The sequence below is a fragment of the Paraciimarium castrense LEGE 11436 genome (assembly GCF_056633055.1).
The window spans coordinates 112,324-126,950 of record NZ_JBSJOW010000003.1; the positions used below are offsets into that span (position 1 = coordinate 112,324).

11 protein-coding genes, 1 tRNA gene, 1 other RNA gene and 2 pseudogenes are annotated in these 14,627 nt (G+C 70.8%); 4 read left to right on the forward strand and 11 right to left on the reverse strand.

The window, feature by feature from the left end; genetic code table 11:
* Positions 1-27: 27 nt before the first annotated feature.
* From ACWJIO_RS06280 to ACWJIO_RS06290, 3 genes are all read right to left on the reverse strand, one after another.
* Positions 28-630 (reverse strand): ATP-dependent Clp protease proteolytic subunit, encoded by a 603-nt coding sequence (locus ACWJIO_RS06280; RefSeq protein ID WP_480312164.1) that lies wholly within the window; start codon positions 628-630, stop codon positions 28-30.
* A 61-nt stretch (positions 631-691) separates the two neighbouring features.
* Positions 692-1,390 (reverse strand): ATP-dependent Clp protease proteolytic subunit, encoded by a 699-nt coding sequence (locus ACWJIO_RS06285; protein ID WP_480312166.1) that lies wholly within the window; start codon positions 1,388-1,390, stop codon positions 692-694.
* A 31-nt stretch (positions 1,391-1,421) separates the two neighbouring features.
* Positions 1,422-2,588: a PIN/TRAM domain-containing protein gene (locus ACWJIO_RS06290; RefSeq protein ID WP_480312168.1), complete on the reverse strand. Its 1,167-nt coding sequence runs from the start codon at positions 2,586-2,588 to the stop codon at positions 1,422-1,424.
* A gap of 82 nt (positions 2,589-2,670) precedes the next feature.
* On the opposite strand from ACWJIO_RS06290, the gene hemW reads away from it, so the two are divergent.
* Positions 2,671-4,020, forward strand: coding sequence for a radical SAM family heme chaperone HemW (gene hemW / locus ACWJIO_RS06295; protein ID WP_480312169.1), 1,350 nt, complete (start codon positions 2,671-2,673; stop codon positions 4,018-4,020).
* Here the strand turns inward: hemW and panB are convergent.
* Positions 3,908-4,720: a 3-methyl-2-oxobutanoate hydroxymethyltransferase gene (gene panB, locus ACWJIO_RS06300; protein ID WP_480312415.1), complete on the reverse strand. Its 813-nt coding sequence runs from the start codon at positions 4,718-4,720 to the stop codon at positions 3,908-3,910. The two genes, hemW and panB, sit on opposite strands and share 113 nt — an antisense overlap.
* 52 nt (positions 4,721-4,772) lie before the next feature.
* Between panB and ffs the strand changes: the two genes are divergently transcribed.
* Positions 4,773-4,869, forward strand: an RNA gene (gene ffs, locus ACWJIO_RS06305) — signal recognition particle sRNA small type.
* 98 nt (positions 4,870-4,967) lie between these two features.
* Here ffs and ftsZ read toward each other — a convergent pair.
* The 6 genes from ftsZ to glsA all read right to left on the reverse strand — a co-directional run bounded on the left by ftsZ (position 4,968) and on the right by glsA (position 12,062).
* Positions 4,968-6,080, reverse strand: coding sequence for a cell division protein FtsZ (gene ftsZ / locus ACWJIO_RS06310; protein WP_480312417.1), 1,113 nt, complete (start codon positions 6,078-6,080; stop codon positions 4,968-4,970).
* Between the two features lie 266 nt (positions 6,081-6,346).
* On the reverse strand, positions 6,347-7,162 hold the full coding sequence (locus ACWJIO_RS06315) for a cell division protein FtsQ/DivIB (RefSeq protein ID WP_480312171.1): 816 nt from the start codon (positions 7,160-7,162) through the stop codon (positions 6,347-6,349).
* Positions 7,159-7,569 carry a hypothetical protein gene (locus ACWJIO_RS06320; protein WP_480312172.1) on the reverse strand — a complete coding sequence of 137 codons (411 nt, stop codon included), beginning with the start codon at positions 7,567-7,569 and terminating at the stop codon, positions 7,159-7,161. Before ACWJIO_RS06320 ends, ACWJIO_RS06315 begins: the two co-directional genes overlap by 4 nt.
* Complete coding sequence (locus ACWJIO_RS06325; RefSeq protein WP_480312174.1) at positions 7,566-8,705, reverse strand: D-alanine--D-alanine ligase family protein; 1,140 nt, start codon at positions 8,703-8,705, stop codon at positions 7,566-7,568. Before ACWJIO_RS06325 ends, ACWJIO_RS06320 begins: the two co-directional genes overlap by 4 nt.
* 29 nt (positions 8,706-8,734) lie before the next feature.
* On the reverse strand, positions 8,735-10,159 hold the full coding sequence (miaB, locus tag ACWJIO_RS06330; protein ID WP_480312175.1) for a tRNA (N6-isopentenyl adenosine(37)-C2)-methylthiotransferase MiaB: 1,425 nt from the start codon (positions 10,157-10,159) through the stop codon (positions 8,735-8,737).
* 61 nt (positions 10,160-10,220) lie between these two features.
* Positions 10,221-12,062 carry a glutaminase A gene (glsA, locus tag ACWJIO_RS06335; RefSeq protein WP_480312176.1) on the reverse strand — a complete coding sequence of 614 codons (1,842 nt, stop codon included), beginning with the start codon at positions 12,060-12,062 and terminating at the stop codon, positions 10,221-10,223.
* Between the two features lie 157 nt (positions 12,063-12,219).
* On the opposite strand from glsA, the pseudogene ACWJIO_RS06340 reads away from it, so the two are divergent.
* Both ACWJIO_RS06340 and ACWJIO_RS06345 read left to right on the forward strand, forming a co-directional pair.
* Positions 12,220-13,281 (forward strand): annotated as a pseudogene (locus ACWJIO_RS06340) (dipeptide epimerase); the annotation flags it as partial.
* Positions 13,282-13,458: 177 nt separating this feature from the next.
* Positions 13,459-14,388 (forward strand): annotated as a pseudogene (locus tag ACWJIO_RS06345) (DUF1611 domain-containing protein); the annotation flags it as partial.
* 41 nt (positions 14,389-14,429) lie between these two features.
* Here the strand turns inward: ACWJIO_RS06345 and ACWJIO_RS06350 are convergent.
* A tRNA-His gene (locus ACWJIO_RS06350) sits at positions 14,430-14,502 on the reverse strand.
* Between the last annotated feature and the right edge of the window lie 125 nt (positions 14,503-14,627).

Below are 14,627 nucleotides of genomic sequence, written 5' to 3' on the forward strand. Positions count from 1 at the left end.
TTACGCAAGGGCCGCCGACCGGCCGGCTCAGGCCTCGCTGGGGTGGGAGATCACCCGATCGATCAGGCCGTACTCCTTGGCCTCGGCGGCGCTGAGGAAGTAGTCGCGATCGGTGTCCTTCTGGATCTTCTCGAAGTCCTGGCCGGTCATGTCGGCCATGCTGTGGTTGAGCATGTCCTTGATCCGCAGGATCTCCTTCGCCTCGATGGCGATGTCGCTGGCCTGGCGCTGGCTGGTGCCCCCGAGGGGCTGGTGGATCATGATCCGGCTGTGGGGCAGGGCCAGCCGCTTGCCCTTGGTGCCGGCGCCCAGCAGGAAGGCCCCCATGGAGGCAGCCAGACCCACACAGATGGTCACCACGTCACTCTTGACGTACTGCATCGTGTCGTAGATGGCCAGGCCCGCCGTCACCGATCCCCCCGGGGAGTTGATGTAGACGTAGATCGGCTTGGAGTTGTCGTCGGAGTCCAGGTAGAGCATCTGGGCGACCAGCGCATTGGCCACCGCGTCATTCACCTCGGAGCCGAGAAACAGAATCCGCTCCACACCGAGCCGGGTGTAGATGTCAACCCAGCGCTCGTACTGGCTGCCGGGCAGGCGGTAGGGAACGCTGGGGGTGCCGATGGGCATGGCTGGGAGGCGGCGAGTGGTGGGGGTGGAGAGAAAGGGGGGGGGACCTGGTTGGCCAGGCTCAGCCGATGCCGGCGGGGCTGCGCTGGGCGGCCAGGGGGATGCCGCTGGGTAGGTCCTTCTGGCTGGTGAGCACGCGGTCGATCAGGCCGTACTCGAGGGCCTGGGCAGCAGTGAGATAGGTCATGCGGTCGGAGTCCTTGGAGAGCTCCTCCACGCTGCGGCCGGTGTTGGCCGCCAGCATGTCCAGCATGGTGCGCTTGTTGTTCAGCACTTCCTGGGCCCTGATCTGGATGTCGCTGGCCTGGCCGCGGGCGCCGCTGCGGGGCTGGTGCAGCACGATCGTGGCGTGGGGCAGGGCTGCCCGCTGGCCCTTGGTGCCGGCACTGAGGATCATGGCGGCGGTGCCCATCGCCTGGCCGATGCAGATCGTGTGCACCGGCGGCTTCACGTAGCTGATCGTGTCGGCAATGGCGAAGGCCTCGGTTTCAAAGCCGATGGCATCGCCGGTGAACCAGGATGTGCCGGTGGAATTGATATAGAAGAAAATCGGCTTGTCCGGATTGTCGAATTCCAGATAGAGCAGCTGGGCGATGATCAGTTCGGTCACATCGATGCCCATCTGGCGCTTGGCCTCGTCGTCGCTGAACAGCGGCAAGCCCAGATACACAATCCGCTCCTTGAGCAGCAGGGAGGGGAGGTCCGGCGGCGGTGTGCGCATCACGGCGGAATCGCCGTAGTAAGGAGCTGACACCGACATCCGTTGACCCTGACAGGCACTGAATCGGAGCCTAGCGGGAGGCCCTCGGCTTGCGCTTGCTGGCGGGAGGTGTGGATCGCTCCCCCCCCCGCTCGTTGCCATGGCTGCCCGCTTCGGTGGCGGTGGCATGGAGCACGGGCTCGCGCCGGGCGAAGACGATGCGGCCGGTTGGGTTCTGCAGGGCGCCGGTGACCACCACCGGCAGGCGCTCGCCGATGTTCTCGCGGGCTCCCTCCACCACCACCATGGTGCCGTCATCCAGGTAGCCCACGCCCTGGTCGGCCTCCTTGCCCTCCCGGGCGATCTTGAGCTGGAACTCATCGCCGGGCTGCACCTCGGGCCGCAGGGCGATCACCAGCTCACTGAGGTTGAGCACCTTGAGGCTCTTCAGCTCGGCCACCTTGGCCAGGTTGTAGTCGGTGGTGAGCAGGGTGCCGCCGGTGTCGGCGGTGAGGGCCTGCAGCTTGTCGTCCACCCCCTTGCCCTCGTAGCGGGTGCTGTTCACCACCAGGCGGCGGCCGTACTGCTCGCGCAGCTCAGTGAGCAGCTTCAGGCCGCGGCGGCCGCGGCCGCGCTTTTCGGCATTGCTGGAATCGGCCAGGGCCTGGAGTTCGTCGATCACGCACTGGGCCACGATCACCTGGCCCTCCAGCACACCGGAGTCGAGCAGGCCGCGCAGGCGGCCATCGATCACCACGCTGGTGTCGAGGATCTTGGCGCTGGCTGGCTGCAGCACCCCTTCGGCCACCAGCAGGGCCTCGGTGCTGCTGGGGTTGAACAGGCGCAGCAGGGTGCGGCCATGCACCTCGGCGAGGTTGTAGCCCGACACGCCGAAGAACACGTTGCTCAGCACCGCCGCCAGGGGCTTCACGAACACCACCTCCCAGGGCAGGGGCAGCAGCAGGATCGGCGCCAGCAGCAGGTTGGCCACCAGCAGGCCGAGAATCAGCCCCACGGCGCGGCTGACCAGCAGGTCGGTGGGCATGCTGCGCACCTGGCGCATCAGGCTGCGGCGCAGCTGGCCGAAGAACACCCCGGCGATCAGCCCGAAGAAGGCCCCGAAGCCGCCCAGCACCGTGCGCAGACCCTCGGGGTTGTCCACCTCGGCCAGCATGGCCTTGGGCAGCAGGTCCACCCCCAGCCATCCGGCGGCGGCACCGGAGATCATGAACAGGATGAGGATGAGGGAGTCCACCATTGACGCTGTGTGGCGAGCTCCGGGCGATCCAGTGCGCAGCATGGCTGAAACCCGCCGGTTTGGCCTGCGGAGGTAACCGCACTTGATCGCCTCCACACCTTTGGCGCGGCCTGTGGGGTCGCCGCCACTGCCCCCCCGCAGCGCCTACCTGCACATTCCCTTCTGTCACCGTCGCTGCTTCTACTGCGACTTCCCGGTGGTGCCCCTGGGCGACCGGGCCGGGGCGGCGCGGGGCCAGCCCGGTTCAGCCTCGATTGCGGCCTACCTGGAGCTGTTGCGGCGGGAGATCGCCATGGCCCCCTGGCCCGTAGGCCCGCCACCGCCGCCACTGTCCACGGTGTATCTGGGCGGCGGCACCCCCTCGCTGCTGGAGCCCCAGCAGGTGGGGGCGCTGCTGCGGGCCCTGGAGCGGCGCTTCGGCCTGGTGCCAGGGGCGGAGATCAGCCTGGAGCTGGATCCTGCCAGTTTCGACCGGGCCCGCCTGCTGGCCTATCTCGACGCCGGCGTGAACCGGGTGAGCCTCGGTGGCCAGAGCTTTGACGACACCGTGCTGCAGCAGCTGGGGCGACGCCACAGCGGCCACGACCTGCGCCAGGCCTGCCGCTGGCTGGCCCAGGCCCGGCGCGACGGCGGCCTGGCCAGCTGGAGCCTGGATCTGATCCAGGCGGTGCCCGGCCAGAACCTGGAGGGCTGGCGAGACCAGCTGGGCCAGGCGGTCGCCACGGGCGCTCCCCACCTCTCGGTGTACGACCTCACGATCGAGCCCGGCACCGTGTTCGCGAGGCGCCTGGAGCAGGGCCGGCTGGCCCTGCCCGACGACGATCTGGCCGCCGACCTGATGGAGCTCAGCAGCGCCGCGCTGGGGGCGGCCGGCTATGGCCACTACGAGGTGTCCAACTACGCCCTGGCGGGCCACGCCTCGCGCCATAACCGCGTGTACTGGAGCGGGGCGGGCTGGTGGGGCTTTGGCATGGGGGCCACGGCGGCCCCCTGGGGGGAGCGCCAGGCCAGGCCCCGCACGCGGGAGGCCTACGCCCGCTGGCTGGAACAGGCCGCGACGCTGGCTCAGGTCGGGCCGCTGGGCCAGGCCAGCGCGTTCCAGACGGCGGGGATGCCCCTTGATGAGCGCCTGATGGTGGGGTTGCGGCGGCGGGAGGGCGTGCGGCCAGCCCAGCTGCTGCGGGCAGAAGGCTGGCAGGAGGAGGCGATCAGGGCCGAGCTGGGCCGGCTCAGGCGACGGCTGCAGCCCTGGCTGGCGCGGGGACTGCTGCTGCTGGAAGGGGAGCGCTGGCGGTTGAGCGATCCCCAGGGCCTGGCCCTCAGCAATGCGGTGCTGCGGGAGCTGTGGTGCTGGTTGGACGACTCTGGGCTGCGAGCCACAGGCGCAGCGCCTCCACCGCCAGGGAGCGACCCTGCAGCAGCGGCGGGCTGAAGGGCGGCTGGCTGCTGGTGAGCCCGAGCAGATCGGCGGTCACCCGCACCTGTCCGTCGCAGCCGTCGCCGGCACCGATGCCGATCACGGGGATGGCGAGATTACGGCTGAGCTCCGTGGCTGCCTCCGCCGGCACATGCTCCACCACCAGGGCGAAGCAGCCAGCCTGCTCCAGGGCACGGGCCTGGCCGCGCAGCCGTTCACGGCTGGCGGCATCGGTGGCCTGGCGCCGGTAGCCGGTGCGATGCACCGACTGGGGCGTGAGCCCCACGTGGCCCATCACCGGAATGCCGCTGCGCACCAGGCGGTCGATCACCGCCAGAGTTTCGGGCTCAGCACCCTCCAGTTTCACCGCCGCCGCCGGACTCTCCTTCAGCACCCGGCCGGCGGCCGCCACTGCGTCATCGGGGTGGCACTGGTAGCTCAGGAAGGGCAGATCGCAGATCAGCAGCGGTTCATGGCCCGCCGAGCAGGCGCTGGCCATGCCGCGGGCGCTGGCGCGGCAGTGATGCAGCATCTCGTCGAGGGTCACCGGCAGGGTGGTGGGGTGGCCCAGCACCACCATGGCGAGGGAATCGCCCACCAGCACCGCATCAGCCCCCGCCTCGGCCACGAGGGCACCCGAGAGGGCATCCCAGGCGGTGAGCACGCTGATCGGCAGGCCGGCCTGCTTGCGACGGGCCAGATCGGCGGGGCGCAGGGGCACGGGGTGCAAGGGCAAGGGGGAGGGGGCCCATTGCTAGCATCCGCAGGACTCGGACCCACGCGGCCCCGACGCCCAAACCTGGTCAGGACCGGAAGGCAGCAGCCACACGGGATGCTCAGGGCAGGCGTGGAATCCGGGTCACCCCCTTCAGGGCTGGATCCCCAGTGCGAGCAGCCGGCGCTGGCCGACCGCAGCCCGGAGCTGATTCCAGCTGGAATCCTCAGGGAGTGCGGCTAGGGCCTCAGCTCTCGTGATCACCTGGCCGCCCCTGGCGGTTCAGCAGGAAGGGAGGGATCTTGGCGCCGCGCTCTTCCGCTGTGGGACTGGGGGTGAACGGGGGGCTGGTGGCGAAGCTCACCGCCGGCCGCTCGGGGCGGTAGGTGGTGCCACCTTCGAAGCCGGTGGCGATCACCGTCACATGGATCTCACCCTCCAGCCGCTCGTCCACCACGGCGCCCACGATGATGTTGGCGTCGGGGTCGACCACGTCATAGATCACCTCCGAGGCCGTGGTCATGTCCTCCAGGGTCATGTCCTTGCCGCCGCTGATGTTGATCACACAGCCTTTGGCGCCATCGATGCGGGCCGACTCCAGCAGCGGGCTGCTCATGGCGGCCTGGGCTGCCTCGCTGGCGCGGCTGCGACCCGAGCCCACGCCGATGCCCAGCAGGGCGGTGCCGGCATCGGCCATCACCGAGCGCACGTCGGCGAAGTCCACGTTCACCAGGCCCGGCTTGGTGATGATGTCACTGATGCCCTTCACGCCCATGCGCAGCACGTCATCGGCGGCGCGGAAGGCCTCATTGAGGGGAGCGCCGGCGATCTCGTCCCGCAGGCGGTCGTTGGGGATCACGATCAGGGTGTCCACATGCTCGGCCAGCCGGGCAATGCCCTCCTCGGCCTGGCGCATGCGCTTGCGGCCCTCGAAGCCGAATGGCTTGGTGACGATGCCCACGGTGAGGGCCCCCACCTCCTTGGCCACCTCCGCCAGGATCGGGGCGGCGCCGGTGCCGGTGCCGCCGCCCATGCCGGCAGCGATGAAGATGAGATCAGCGCCCTGCAGCGACTCCTGCAGCTCAGCCCGGGATTCCTCCGCGGCCTTCTGCCCGATCACGGGGTTGCCGCCGGCCCCCAGGCCGCGGGTGAGCTTCTGCCCCAGCTGGGTGCGCTTCTGGGCCGCAGACTGCAACAGCGCCTGGGCATCGGTGTTCAGCACCCTGTAGCCAAGCCCGTGCAGTTCCGAGGCGATCATCCGATTCACAGCATTGCTGCCGCCTCCACCCACGCCGATCACCTCGATCCGGGCCGTCTGGCTGGGAACAATGCCGGCGGCGTGGGTCGAGCTATGGGTCATCGCGTCGCGGTTGGCGGAGGCACCATTGGCCGTCGGGCTGGCGGGCAGCGTAATCGAATCACCCGGTTGGATCGGCGGCACGGAATTGGGGCCGTCGTCTTGCGCCATGGGGCTGGGGTGCCGGTGAGCTGGGCGCATTATGTCCGCAGGAGGCCACTCTAGGTTTGTTTGATTGCGACCCTTTGCCCTTTTGCCCACGCAACGGGCGTGCAACTGCGACGGCCAAGGATGGTTCAAGGCCTGCTTAACGCCTGCTTAGGGGCCGCTTAAGGGGAGGGGGGTGTGGCTTTCGGAGCCTGCTGCAGGGCCAGCTCGGGCTGTTCCGGATCGGTGAGGTCGAGAGTTTTCAGCGGCTTCCCCTTGAGCTGGGGCGGCAGGGTCTTGACGAGGTGGGCCAGCACGTCCAGGCGGCGGGGGAGCTGGGCGTCGGCGGGACCCAGGCGCACCAGACCCAGACTGGCGCTTCGCAGCCACAGGGCGCCTTCCGGGGAGAAACGGATTTCCACCAGGTCGCTGCCCAGACCGCCGCGCCTCTCCAGGACCTCAGCCAGCACCGGGCGATGGCGCGGTTGCCAGCCGCTCACCAGCAGTCCGGAAGCCGCCTCCTTGGCCATGAGGGCGCCCTGGCGGCTGCTCATCCAGTGGCCGTAACGATCCACGAAGCCCGTTTCCCTGCCCTTGGCGGTGCGGCGCTGGGCCCGGGCCACGGCCTGACGGTCGGTGAGTTTCACCCGCAGCCGCGGCGGTGCCATCAGCCGCGTCACTCGCACCTCCTCCACGGGCAGGGTCTCGGCGAGGGTGGCGGCGACCCGGCTGGGCTCCAGGTTGAGCAGGGGCTGGGGGAAGGTCAGCCCGGCAGCCTCGATCACCTGTTCAGGGCCGAGCTGCTTGCTGCCCTCCACTTCCACCTGCTGCGGGCTGCTGAGGGTCCAGCCCTGGCGCAGCAGCACGTAGCCCAGGCCCCCAGCCAGACCGAGCAGCACCAGCAGCCGCCAGGCATTGCGCAGCCGCTCGCGCCGCCGCTCAAGGCGAAGCTGGCGCCGGCGCTCAGCTCCTGGGGGAAGGGGCCGCGCCGGACTCACAGCTCACAGCGGGAGCTGGCCATCAGTTCATCCATCCAGCGCCGGGCCCGCTCGGCGTCGGCGAAGGGGAGATCCTTCTGCTCGCCGCCCCCCACCAGGCGCAGCCGGCAGGCCCCCTGGGATTCCTCCGTGAGGGGTGCCTCGCCCGATCCGAGCGCCAGCAACTCCACGAGCTCCAGTTGCTTGATGCTGAAGCAGCCCTGTTCCACCAGGGCGCCGGCATGGAAGGTGCTCCAGCTGAGCACCCCGTCCACCAACCTGGCGGCGCCGCAGCCGTCGAGCTTGGCCAGTTCGGACCCCTCGGCCCAGTCCCTGAACAGGCGCTGCCGCCGTCGCTCCAGCCAGCCCAGGGAGGTGAGCAGCAGGAAGACGAGCAGCAGCGGAAGCCAGAGCAAGCCGTGAATCATGTGGAACCTCCTTCGAACCGTCCTGGAGCTGGGCCTCCAGGCTGGGGCCACTCCTGGGCGGCCTGAATCAGTTCATCCACCAGGGTGTCCAGGGCGACGCCGGTGGCCTGCCACAGCATCGGGTACATGCTGAGGCTGGTGAAGCCCGGCAGGGTGTTGATTTCATTGAGCCAGAGGCTGCCGCCCCCCGCCTCGCCCTCCGCGTAGAAGAAATCGACCCGGGCCAGCCCCGAGGCATTCAGGGCCTCGCAGGCCTGCACGGCCATGCTGCGGGCCTGGGAGGCCACCGCTTCGGGCACCGGTGCAGGGATCAGGGTTTGGCTCCTGCCATCGCTGTACTTGGTCTGGTAGTCATACCAGTCGGCGTCGAAGCGGATCTCCCCCAGCACCGAGGCGCTGAAGGGCCTGGGGCCGCCGCCCCGCACGGCGCACTCCAACTCCCGGGCCGTGACGCCCTGCTCCACCACCACCCGGGGGTCGAGGATGGCGGCGCTGCGCAGGCCCTCCAGCAGGGAGGGCCGATCCCGGGCCTTGCTGATGCCCACGGAGGAGCCCAGGTTGGCGGGCTTCACGAAGCAGGGGTAGCTGAGCTGGGCCTCCAGCCGATCGAGCACGGCCTCGGCCCCAGCTCGGCTCTGGAGCTCAGGGGCGGTCACGGCGGCATAGGGCACCTGGGGGAGACCTGAGGCGGCAAAGGCGGCCTTCATGGCGAGTTTGTCCATGCCCACGGCCGAGCCAAGCACCCCTGAGCCCACGAATGGCACTTGCATGAGGGTGAATAACCCCTGGATTGTGCCGTCCTCACCGTTAGGGCCGTGCAGCACCGGGAACCACACGTCCACCGCCAGGGCTGTATCGGGAAACCCCTGGAATCCAGAGCGATCCGGCCCGGCGGCCAGCTGGCTGGGGGCGGCCGGCGTGCCCTGGGCCAGCACCTGGTCGGCGAGCTCCGGTCCCCACCAGCGACCGCGCTGATCGATGTAGAAGCAGCTCAGCGCATAGCGGGCGGCATTGGCTTCGGTGCGCAGGGCGCCGGCCACGGTGGCGGCCGAGCGGATGGCGATGGCGTGCTCCCCGGAAGCCCCGCCGAAGATCAGGCCCACATGGATCCGGCCTTGGCTTGGGGCAGGGGTCATCGCGGCGGGCAGCCATCCCAGGCTGAAACTCAGGCCAGTGTGCCGCTCAGCGAGAAGGCCCGCACCTCCTCGATGCGCACGTTCACCAGATCGCCGGCCTGGACGGCCGGAGCCCCTGAGCCAGGCCCGGCGCCGGCCCGCTGATCAGCGCTGAAGAACGTGAGCCGGTTGGTGCGGGTGCGGCCCATCCACTGGCTGGCCTGGCGGGGGTTGGGGCCCTCCACCAGCACCTGCTCGAGGCGGCCCTGATAGCGGGCGCTGCGCCGCCGCGCCGTGCGCTCCACCAGGGCATTGAGCTCCTGCAGACGCTCCACCTTGACGGGCTCGCTGAGCTGATCAGGCCAGTCAGCGGCAGGGGTGTTGGGGCGTGGCGAGTAGGCGGCGGTGTTCACCTGATCGAAGCCGATCTCCTCGATCAGGGCCAGGGTGCGGCGGAACTGGGCGTCGGATTCGCCTGGAAACGCCACGATCACATCGGCGCTGATCGCCGCATCGGGCATGCGTTCACGGATGCGGCTCAGGATGCGGCGGTAGCGCTCCACGGTGTAGCCCCGGGCCATCGCCTTCAGCACGGCGTCATCGCCGCTCTGAAAGGGGATATGGAAATGCTCACACACCTTCGGCAGGGCGGCGCAGGCGTCGATCAGCCGCTCGGTGAAGTAACGGGGGTGGCTGGTGGCAAAGCGGATCCGCTCCAGGCCCTCCACGTCGTGCACGTGGTGCAGCAGGTCGGTGAGGGTGTGCTGGCGGCGGCCCTCGGGGGTGATGCCGGGCAGGTCGCGGCCATAGGCATCGATGTTCTGCCCCAGCAGGGTGATCTCGCGGAAGCCCCGGGCCGCCAGCCCTTCCATCTCCAGGCGGATGGCCTCGGGCCGGCGGCTCTGCTCCTCACCCCGCACCGAGGGCACCACGCAGTAGGTGCAGCGCTCGTTGCAGCCGTAGATCACGTTCACCCAGGCGCACACGGCGCTGTCGCGGCGGGCGGTGGTGATGTCCTCAAGGATGTGGTGCTCGCCGGTGGCCACCACCTGCTGGCCCTGCTCCACCTGAGCCAGCAGGGTGTCGAGCCGGTTGGCGTGCTGGGGGCCCATCACCAGATCCAGCTCGGGCACGCGCCGCAGCAGCGCCTCACCCTCCTGCTGAGCCACACAGCCCGCCACCACCAGGGTGAGGTGGGGGTTGAGGCGCTTGCGCTGGGCCTGGCGGCCCAGGTAGCTGTACACCTTCTGCTCGGCGTTGTCGCGGATGGTGCAGGTGTTGTAGAGCACCAGATCGGCGCTGAGCTCGGCGCTGGCCTGGCGGTAGCCCAGGGTCTCGAGGATTCCCGCCATCCGCTCGGAATCCGCCTTGTTCATCTGGCAGCCGAAAGTGGTGATCCAGTAGCTGCCCCGCCCCGGCACCGGGGCGCTTGGTGCAGGGGGGGACGCCAGTTGGGAGGAGTGGGTTGCCGTCATCGCCCCATTTTCCCGCATGGCCGCCACGACCGCCCTCAACCCTCGGCGGCCAGGGCCGGCCTCAGCCCTCCTCCAGCAGCAGCAGCTCCTGGTTGGTGCGCTCGAGCTTGCAGGCCAGCTCGCCATGGAGCATCCGCATCAGCTGGATCAACGCGGCGGGATGCTGCCGCTCCAGCTGCACGAGGCCCTCGCGGCCCAGCACCAGGCAGCTTCCCGGGGCCTCGGCCAGCACATCGGCGCTGCCTTCGTCGCTGCCCAGGAAGGCCACCTCTCCGAACCAGCAGCCGGCGCCGAAGCTGGCCAGGCGCTCCTGGCGCCCGTCGGAGCCCGCGGCGTTCAGCACGCTGAAGCGGCCCGATTCGATCAGAAACAGATCACTGCCGGGGCCCCCGCCGCGGCAGGCCAGCTCTCCGGCCTGGAACTGCCGCCGCTGCAGCAGGGGCTCGAGCACCTTGCGACTCGCTTGCGGCAAGCGCTCCAGCAGCCCCGGCCGCTGCTCCAGGGGCGGCGCGGCCGGGGCGGGCCGCTCCGCCAACAGCAGCTCTTCGGCGTGCTCCAAGGCCTCATCCAGGCTGCTGAAGGTCTTCAGCCAGGGGATTGGCGTCGGCACATCCAGGCCTTCCGGCCACAGCGCCTCCCCATGCCTGCCCATGCAGAGCAACACGGTGCTGTGCCGGGGGCCGAGGCTGCCGAGCTGCTGCCGCATCAACCTGGCGCCCACGGGGGTCAGGCTGCTGACCCGGGCCAGGTCCAGCACCAGCACGGATCCCGCCGTGCCCTGGCGGTCGATCTCCGCCAGCAGCTCCTCGCCGGCGGCGAAATCGAGCACCCCCTGCACCTCCAGCAGCCTCAGCCGGGCGCCCTGGCGATCGAGCCAGTCGCGCTCCCCCTGGTGGCGCCAGCGGCGCGAATGGCGCCGGCAGCCGTCGCTGCTGGAGCGCAGGCAGCGCCCCGCCGGGGCGGGCTGGTTGAACAGGTGCAGATCCAGCTGCCGGGACAACCACTCACACACCGCAACGCCCCGCACCGAGTTGCCCAGGCTGTCCAGGGGCGGGGAGTACACCGCCAGCCCGAGACGGCCGGGCACCACGGCCAGCAGGCCGCCGGCCACGCCGCTCTTGGCCGGCATGCCCACATCGTGCAGCCACTGGCCGGCGTAGTCGTACATGCCGCAGCTGCCCATCACGGCCAGCACCTTGGTGGTGATCTCCGGCTCGATCACGCTGAGGCCGGTGCGGGGATGGCGGCCCTGGCAGGCGAGGGTGGCGGCCATGCTGGCCAGATCGACGCAGGTGACCGACACGGCGCACTGCCGGAAATAGAGCTGCAGGCTGGGCTCAGGGTCGCTGCTGATGATCCCGAACTGGCGCAGCAGATGGCCGATGGCGCGGTTGCGGTGGCCGCTGTCCCGCTCGGAGCGGAACACGGCCTCATCCACCGCCAGGGGCCGGCCGGCCAGGCTGGAATAGAAGTCGAGCAGCAGGGCCTCGGCCCGGCCGGGGGCCTGGGCCATCACCTGGGCTGTGGTGGCGATCGCGCCGGCATTGATCATCGGGTTGCGCGGCCGGCCTGACCCCCCATCCAGGCTGATGGCGTTGAAGGCATCCCCCGAGGGCTCCACCCCCACCGTCTGCAGCAGCTGCTCCGCCGGCAGCAGCTTCAGGGCCAGGGCGTAGGAGAACGGCTTGGAGATCGACTGAATCGTGAAGGCCTCAGCGGTGTCTCCGACGCTGTACACGTGGCCGTTGGTGGTGGCCAGGGCAATGCCGAAGTGGTCGGGGTTGGCCTTGGCCAGCTCCGGGATGTAGCGGGCCGGCTGGCCATCCCTCAGGTCTGAGAAGCGGGCGTGGGCCTCCTCGAGAATCTCCTGGATCGCTGTGGCGTTGACGCTGGACGGGGCCATCGCGAGGTTGCGGGGAGGGGCCGATGCCGGGGCCGGCCGACGCCAGGAGTCTGGAGCGCCGCCCAGCCTCACCCCCCCGCTGGCCCGCAGGCGCTTCGGTGCGACCGAGCCCGTGCCAGCGTGGTTTCAACGCCGCACCTGCCAGGGGCTCGAACCGATGCGCTGCCGCCTGCGCCCGTTCCGCCTCACCAAAGCCGTGCCTCTGGCGATCAGCCGCGGCAGCACCAGCGCGGTGGAGCATCTGCTGGTGGAGGTGAGCCACGAGGGCCTCACGGGCCTGGGGGAAGCCGGCGGCTTCGACACCGGCCACCGCCACTACGACACCGCCGCCGTCGCCGCCGAACTGGAGGCCCTGGCCCCGCACCTGCAGGGGGCTTCACCCCTGGTGTCGCAGAGCCTGGAACCGCTGCTGGCGCAGCTCTCGCCCCCCGCCCGCTGTGGCCTCGATCTGGCCCTGCACGACTGGCGGGGCAAGCGCCTCGGCCAGCCCCTCTGGCGGCTCTGGGGCCTGGATCCAGGCGCCTGTGTCGCCACCAGCGTCACCCTGGGGCTGGGCACCCCCACGGCGGTGCTGGCGCGGCTCGAGCGCTGGTGGCAGCAGCTGCCCGCCAGCCGCATCAAGCTCAAGCTGGGCAGCCCGGAGGGCCTCGATCACGACCGCGCCCTGCTGCAGGCGGTGGCGGAGGCCCTGGAGCGCAAACGGCAGCAGGCTGGCGCGGCCTGTGAGCTGCAGGTGGATGCCAACGGGGGCTGGAGCCTGGAGGACGCCCTGCGCCTGCTGCCCGAGCTCCAGGCCCATGGGGTGGTGCTGCTGGAGCAGCCGCTGGCGCCGCAGCTGGACCCGGAGCGCGACACGGCCGGCTTCGCGGCCCTGCATCCCCACTGCCCCATGCCCCTGGTGGCCGATGAGAGCTGCTGGAACCTCGAGGATCTGCTGCGGCTGGCACCCCACACCGATGGGATCAACATCAAGCTGCTCAAGAGCGGCGGGCTCACGGAGGCCCTGCTGATGGCCCAGACGGCGCGGCGCCTGGGGCTGGGGGTGATGCTGGGCTGCTACTCCGACGGCGCCCTGCTGAACGGCGCCGCGGCCCAGCTGCTTCCCCTGGTGCGCTGGCCCGATCTCGACAGCCACCTCAACCTGGTGGACGACCCCTTCACGGGCCTCGACTGCCGCGGCGATCAGCTGGTGCTGTCCAGCGGCCCGGGGCTGGGCATCGGCGTGCCGGCGGCCTGGTCGGCAGCGCAGCCCGCCGCCGCCACCCTGCAGCCCGAGGATCCGGTGGTGCTGCTGCTCCACGACGGTCTCGACAACCTCTCCGGCAAGACCGGTCTGGCGATGCTGCGCTACCGGCAGGGGCCGCTGCTGGCCGTGGTGGATCCGGCCCACGCCGGCCGCTGCCTGAAGGAGGTGACCGGCATCGATCGCGCCGTGCCGGTGCTGGAGAGCGTGGCGGCGGCCCTGCCCCTGGGGCCCGCGGTGGCGGTGGTGGGGCTGGCGCCCTCCGGGGGGCAGCTGCCGCCGGCGCTGCGGGCCGACCTGGCCACGGCCCTGGGGGCGGGCTGGTCGGTGGCGAGCGGGCTGCACAGCCGCATCGGCGACGACCCCGGGCTGGCGGCCCTGCGGGCCCCGGGGGCGTGGATCTGGGATCTGCGCCAGGAGCCGCCAGGGCTGGTGGTGGCGAGCGCCAGGGCGGCGGCGTTGCCCTGCCGGCGCCTGCTGGCCGTGGGCAGCGACATGGCCGTGGGCAAGATGAGCGCCTGCCTGGAGCTGCTGGCGGCAGCCCGGCGGCGCGGCCGCGCGGCGCGCTTCGTGGGCACCGGCCAGGCCGGCATCCTGATCGCCGGTGGCGGTGTGCCCCTGGACGCAGTGCGGGTGGACTATGCCGCCGGTGCCGTGGAGGCCGCCGTGCTGGAGGCGGGCGCTGGGCTGGGCCCGGACGGTCTGCTGCTGGTGGAGGGCCAGGGCTCCCTCTGCCACCCGGGCTCCACCGCCACCCTGCCCCTGCTGCGGGGCAGCCAGCCCACCGAGCTGCTGTTGGTGCACCGGGCCGGCCAGCGCCACATCAAGGGTCTGCCCCACCAGGCGATCCCACCGCTGCAGGAGCTGATCGCCGTGGTGGAGGGCCTGGCGGCCCTGGGCCGCGGCGATGGCCTGCGTCCCAGGGTGCGGGCGGTGGCCCTCAACACTGCGCAGCTGTCGGCGCAGGAGGCCGTTGAGGCCACCGCCCGCACGGCGGAGCAACTGGGGCTTCCCTGCGCCGATCCCGTGCGCCAGGGCGCCGGGATGCTTCTGGAGGCGCTCGATGGGGTCAGCCGGGGCTGATCTCCTGGCCTCCTGATGGCCCCCCTGAGCGGGGATGGAAGGGCGAGCGAGGGGATTCGAACCCCCGAATGGCGGCGCCACAAGCCGCTGCCTTAACCACTTGGCGACGCCCGCCATGGTCGGCGCCAATGTACCAAGTCGTGGGCGGCTCTCCAGGGCTGGACAGGGCCCTGCGGGGCCCGCCGGCTGCTGCGCCCTGATGCCAGGCTGGCGGCAGCTCAGCTCCTTCTGCCCTGCCT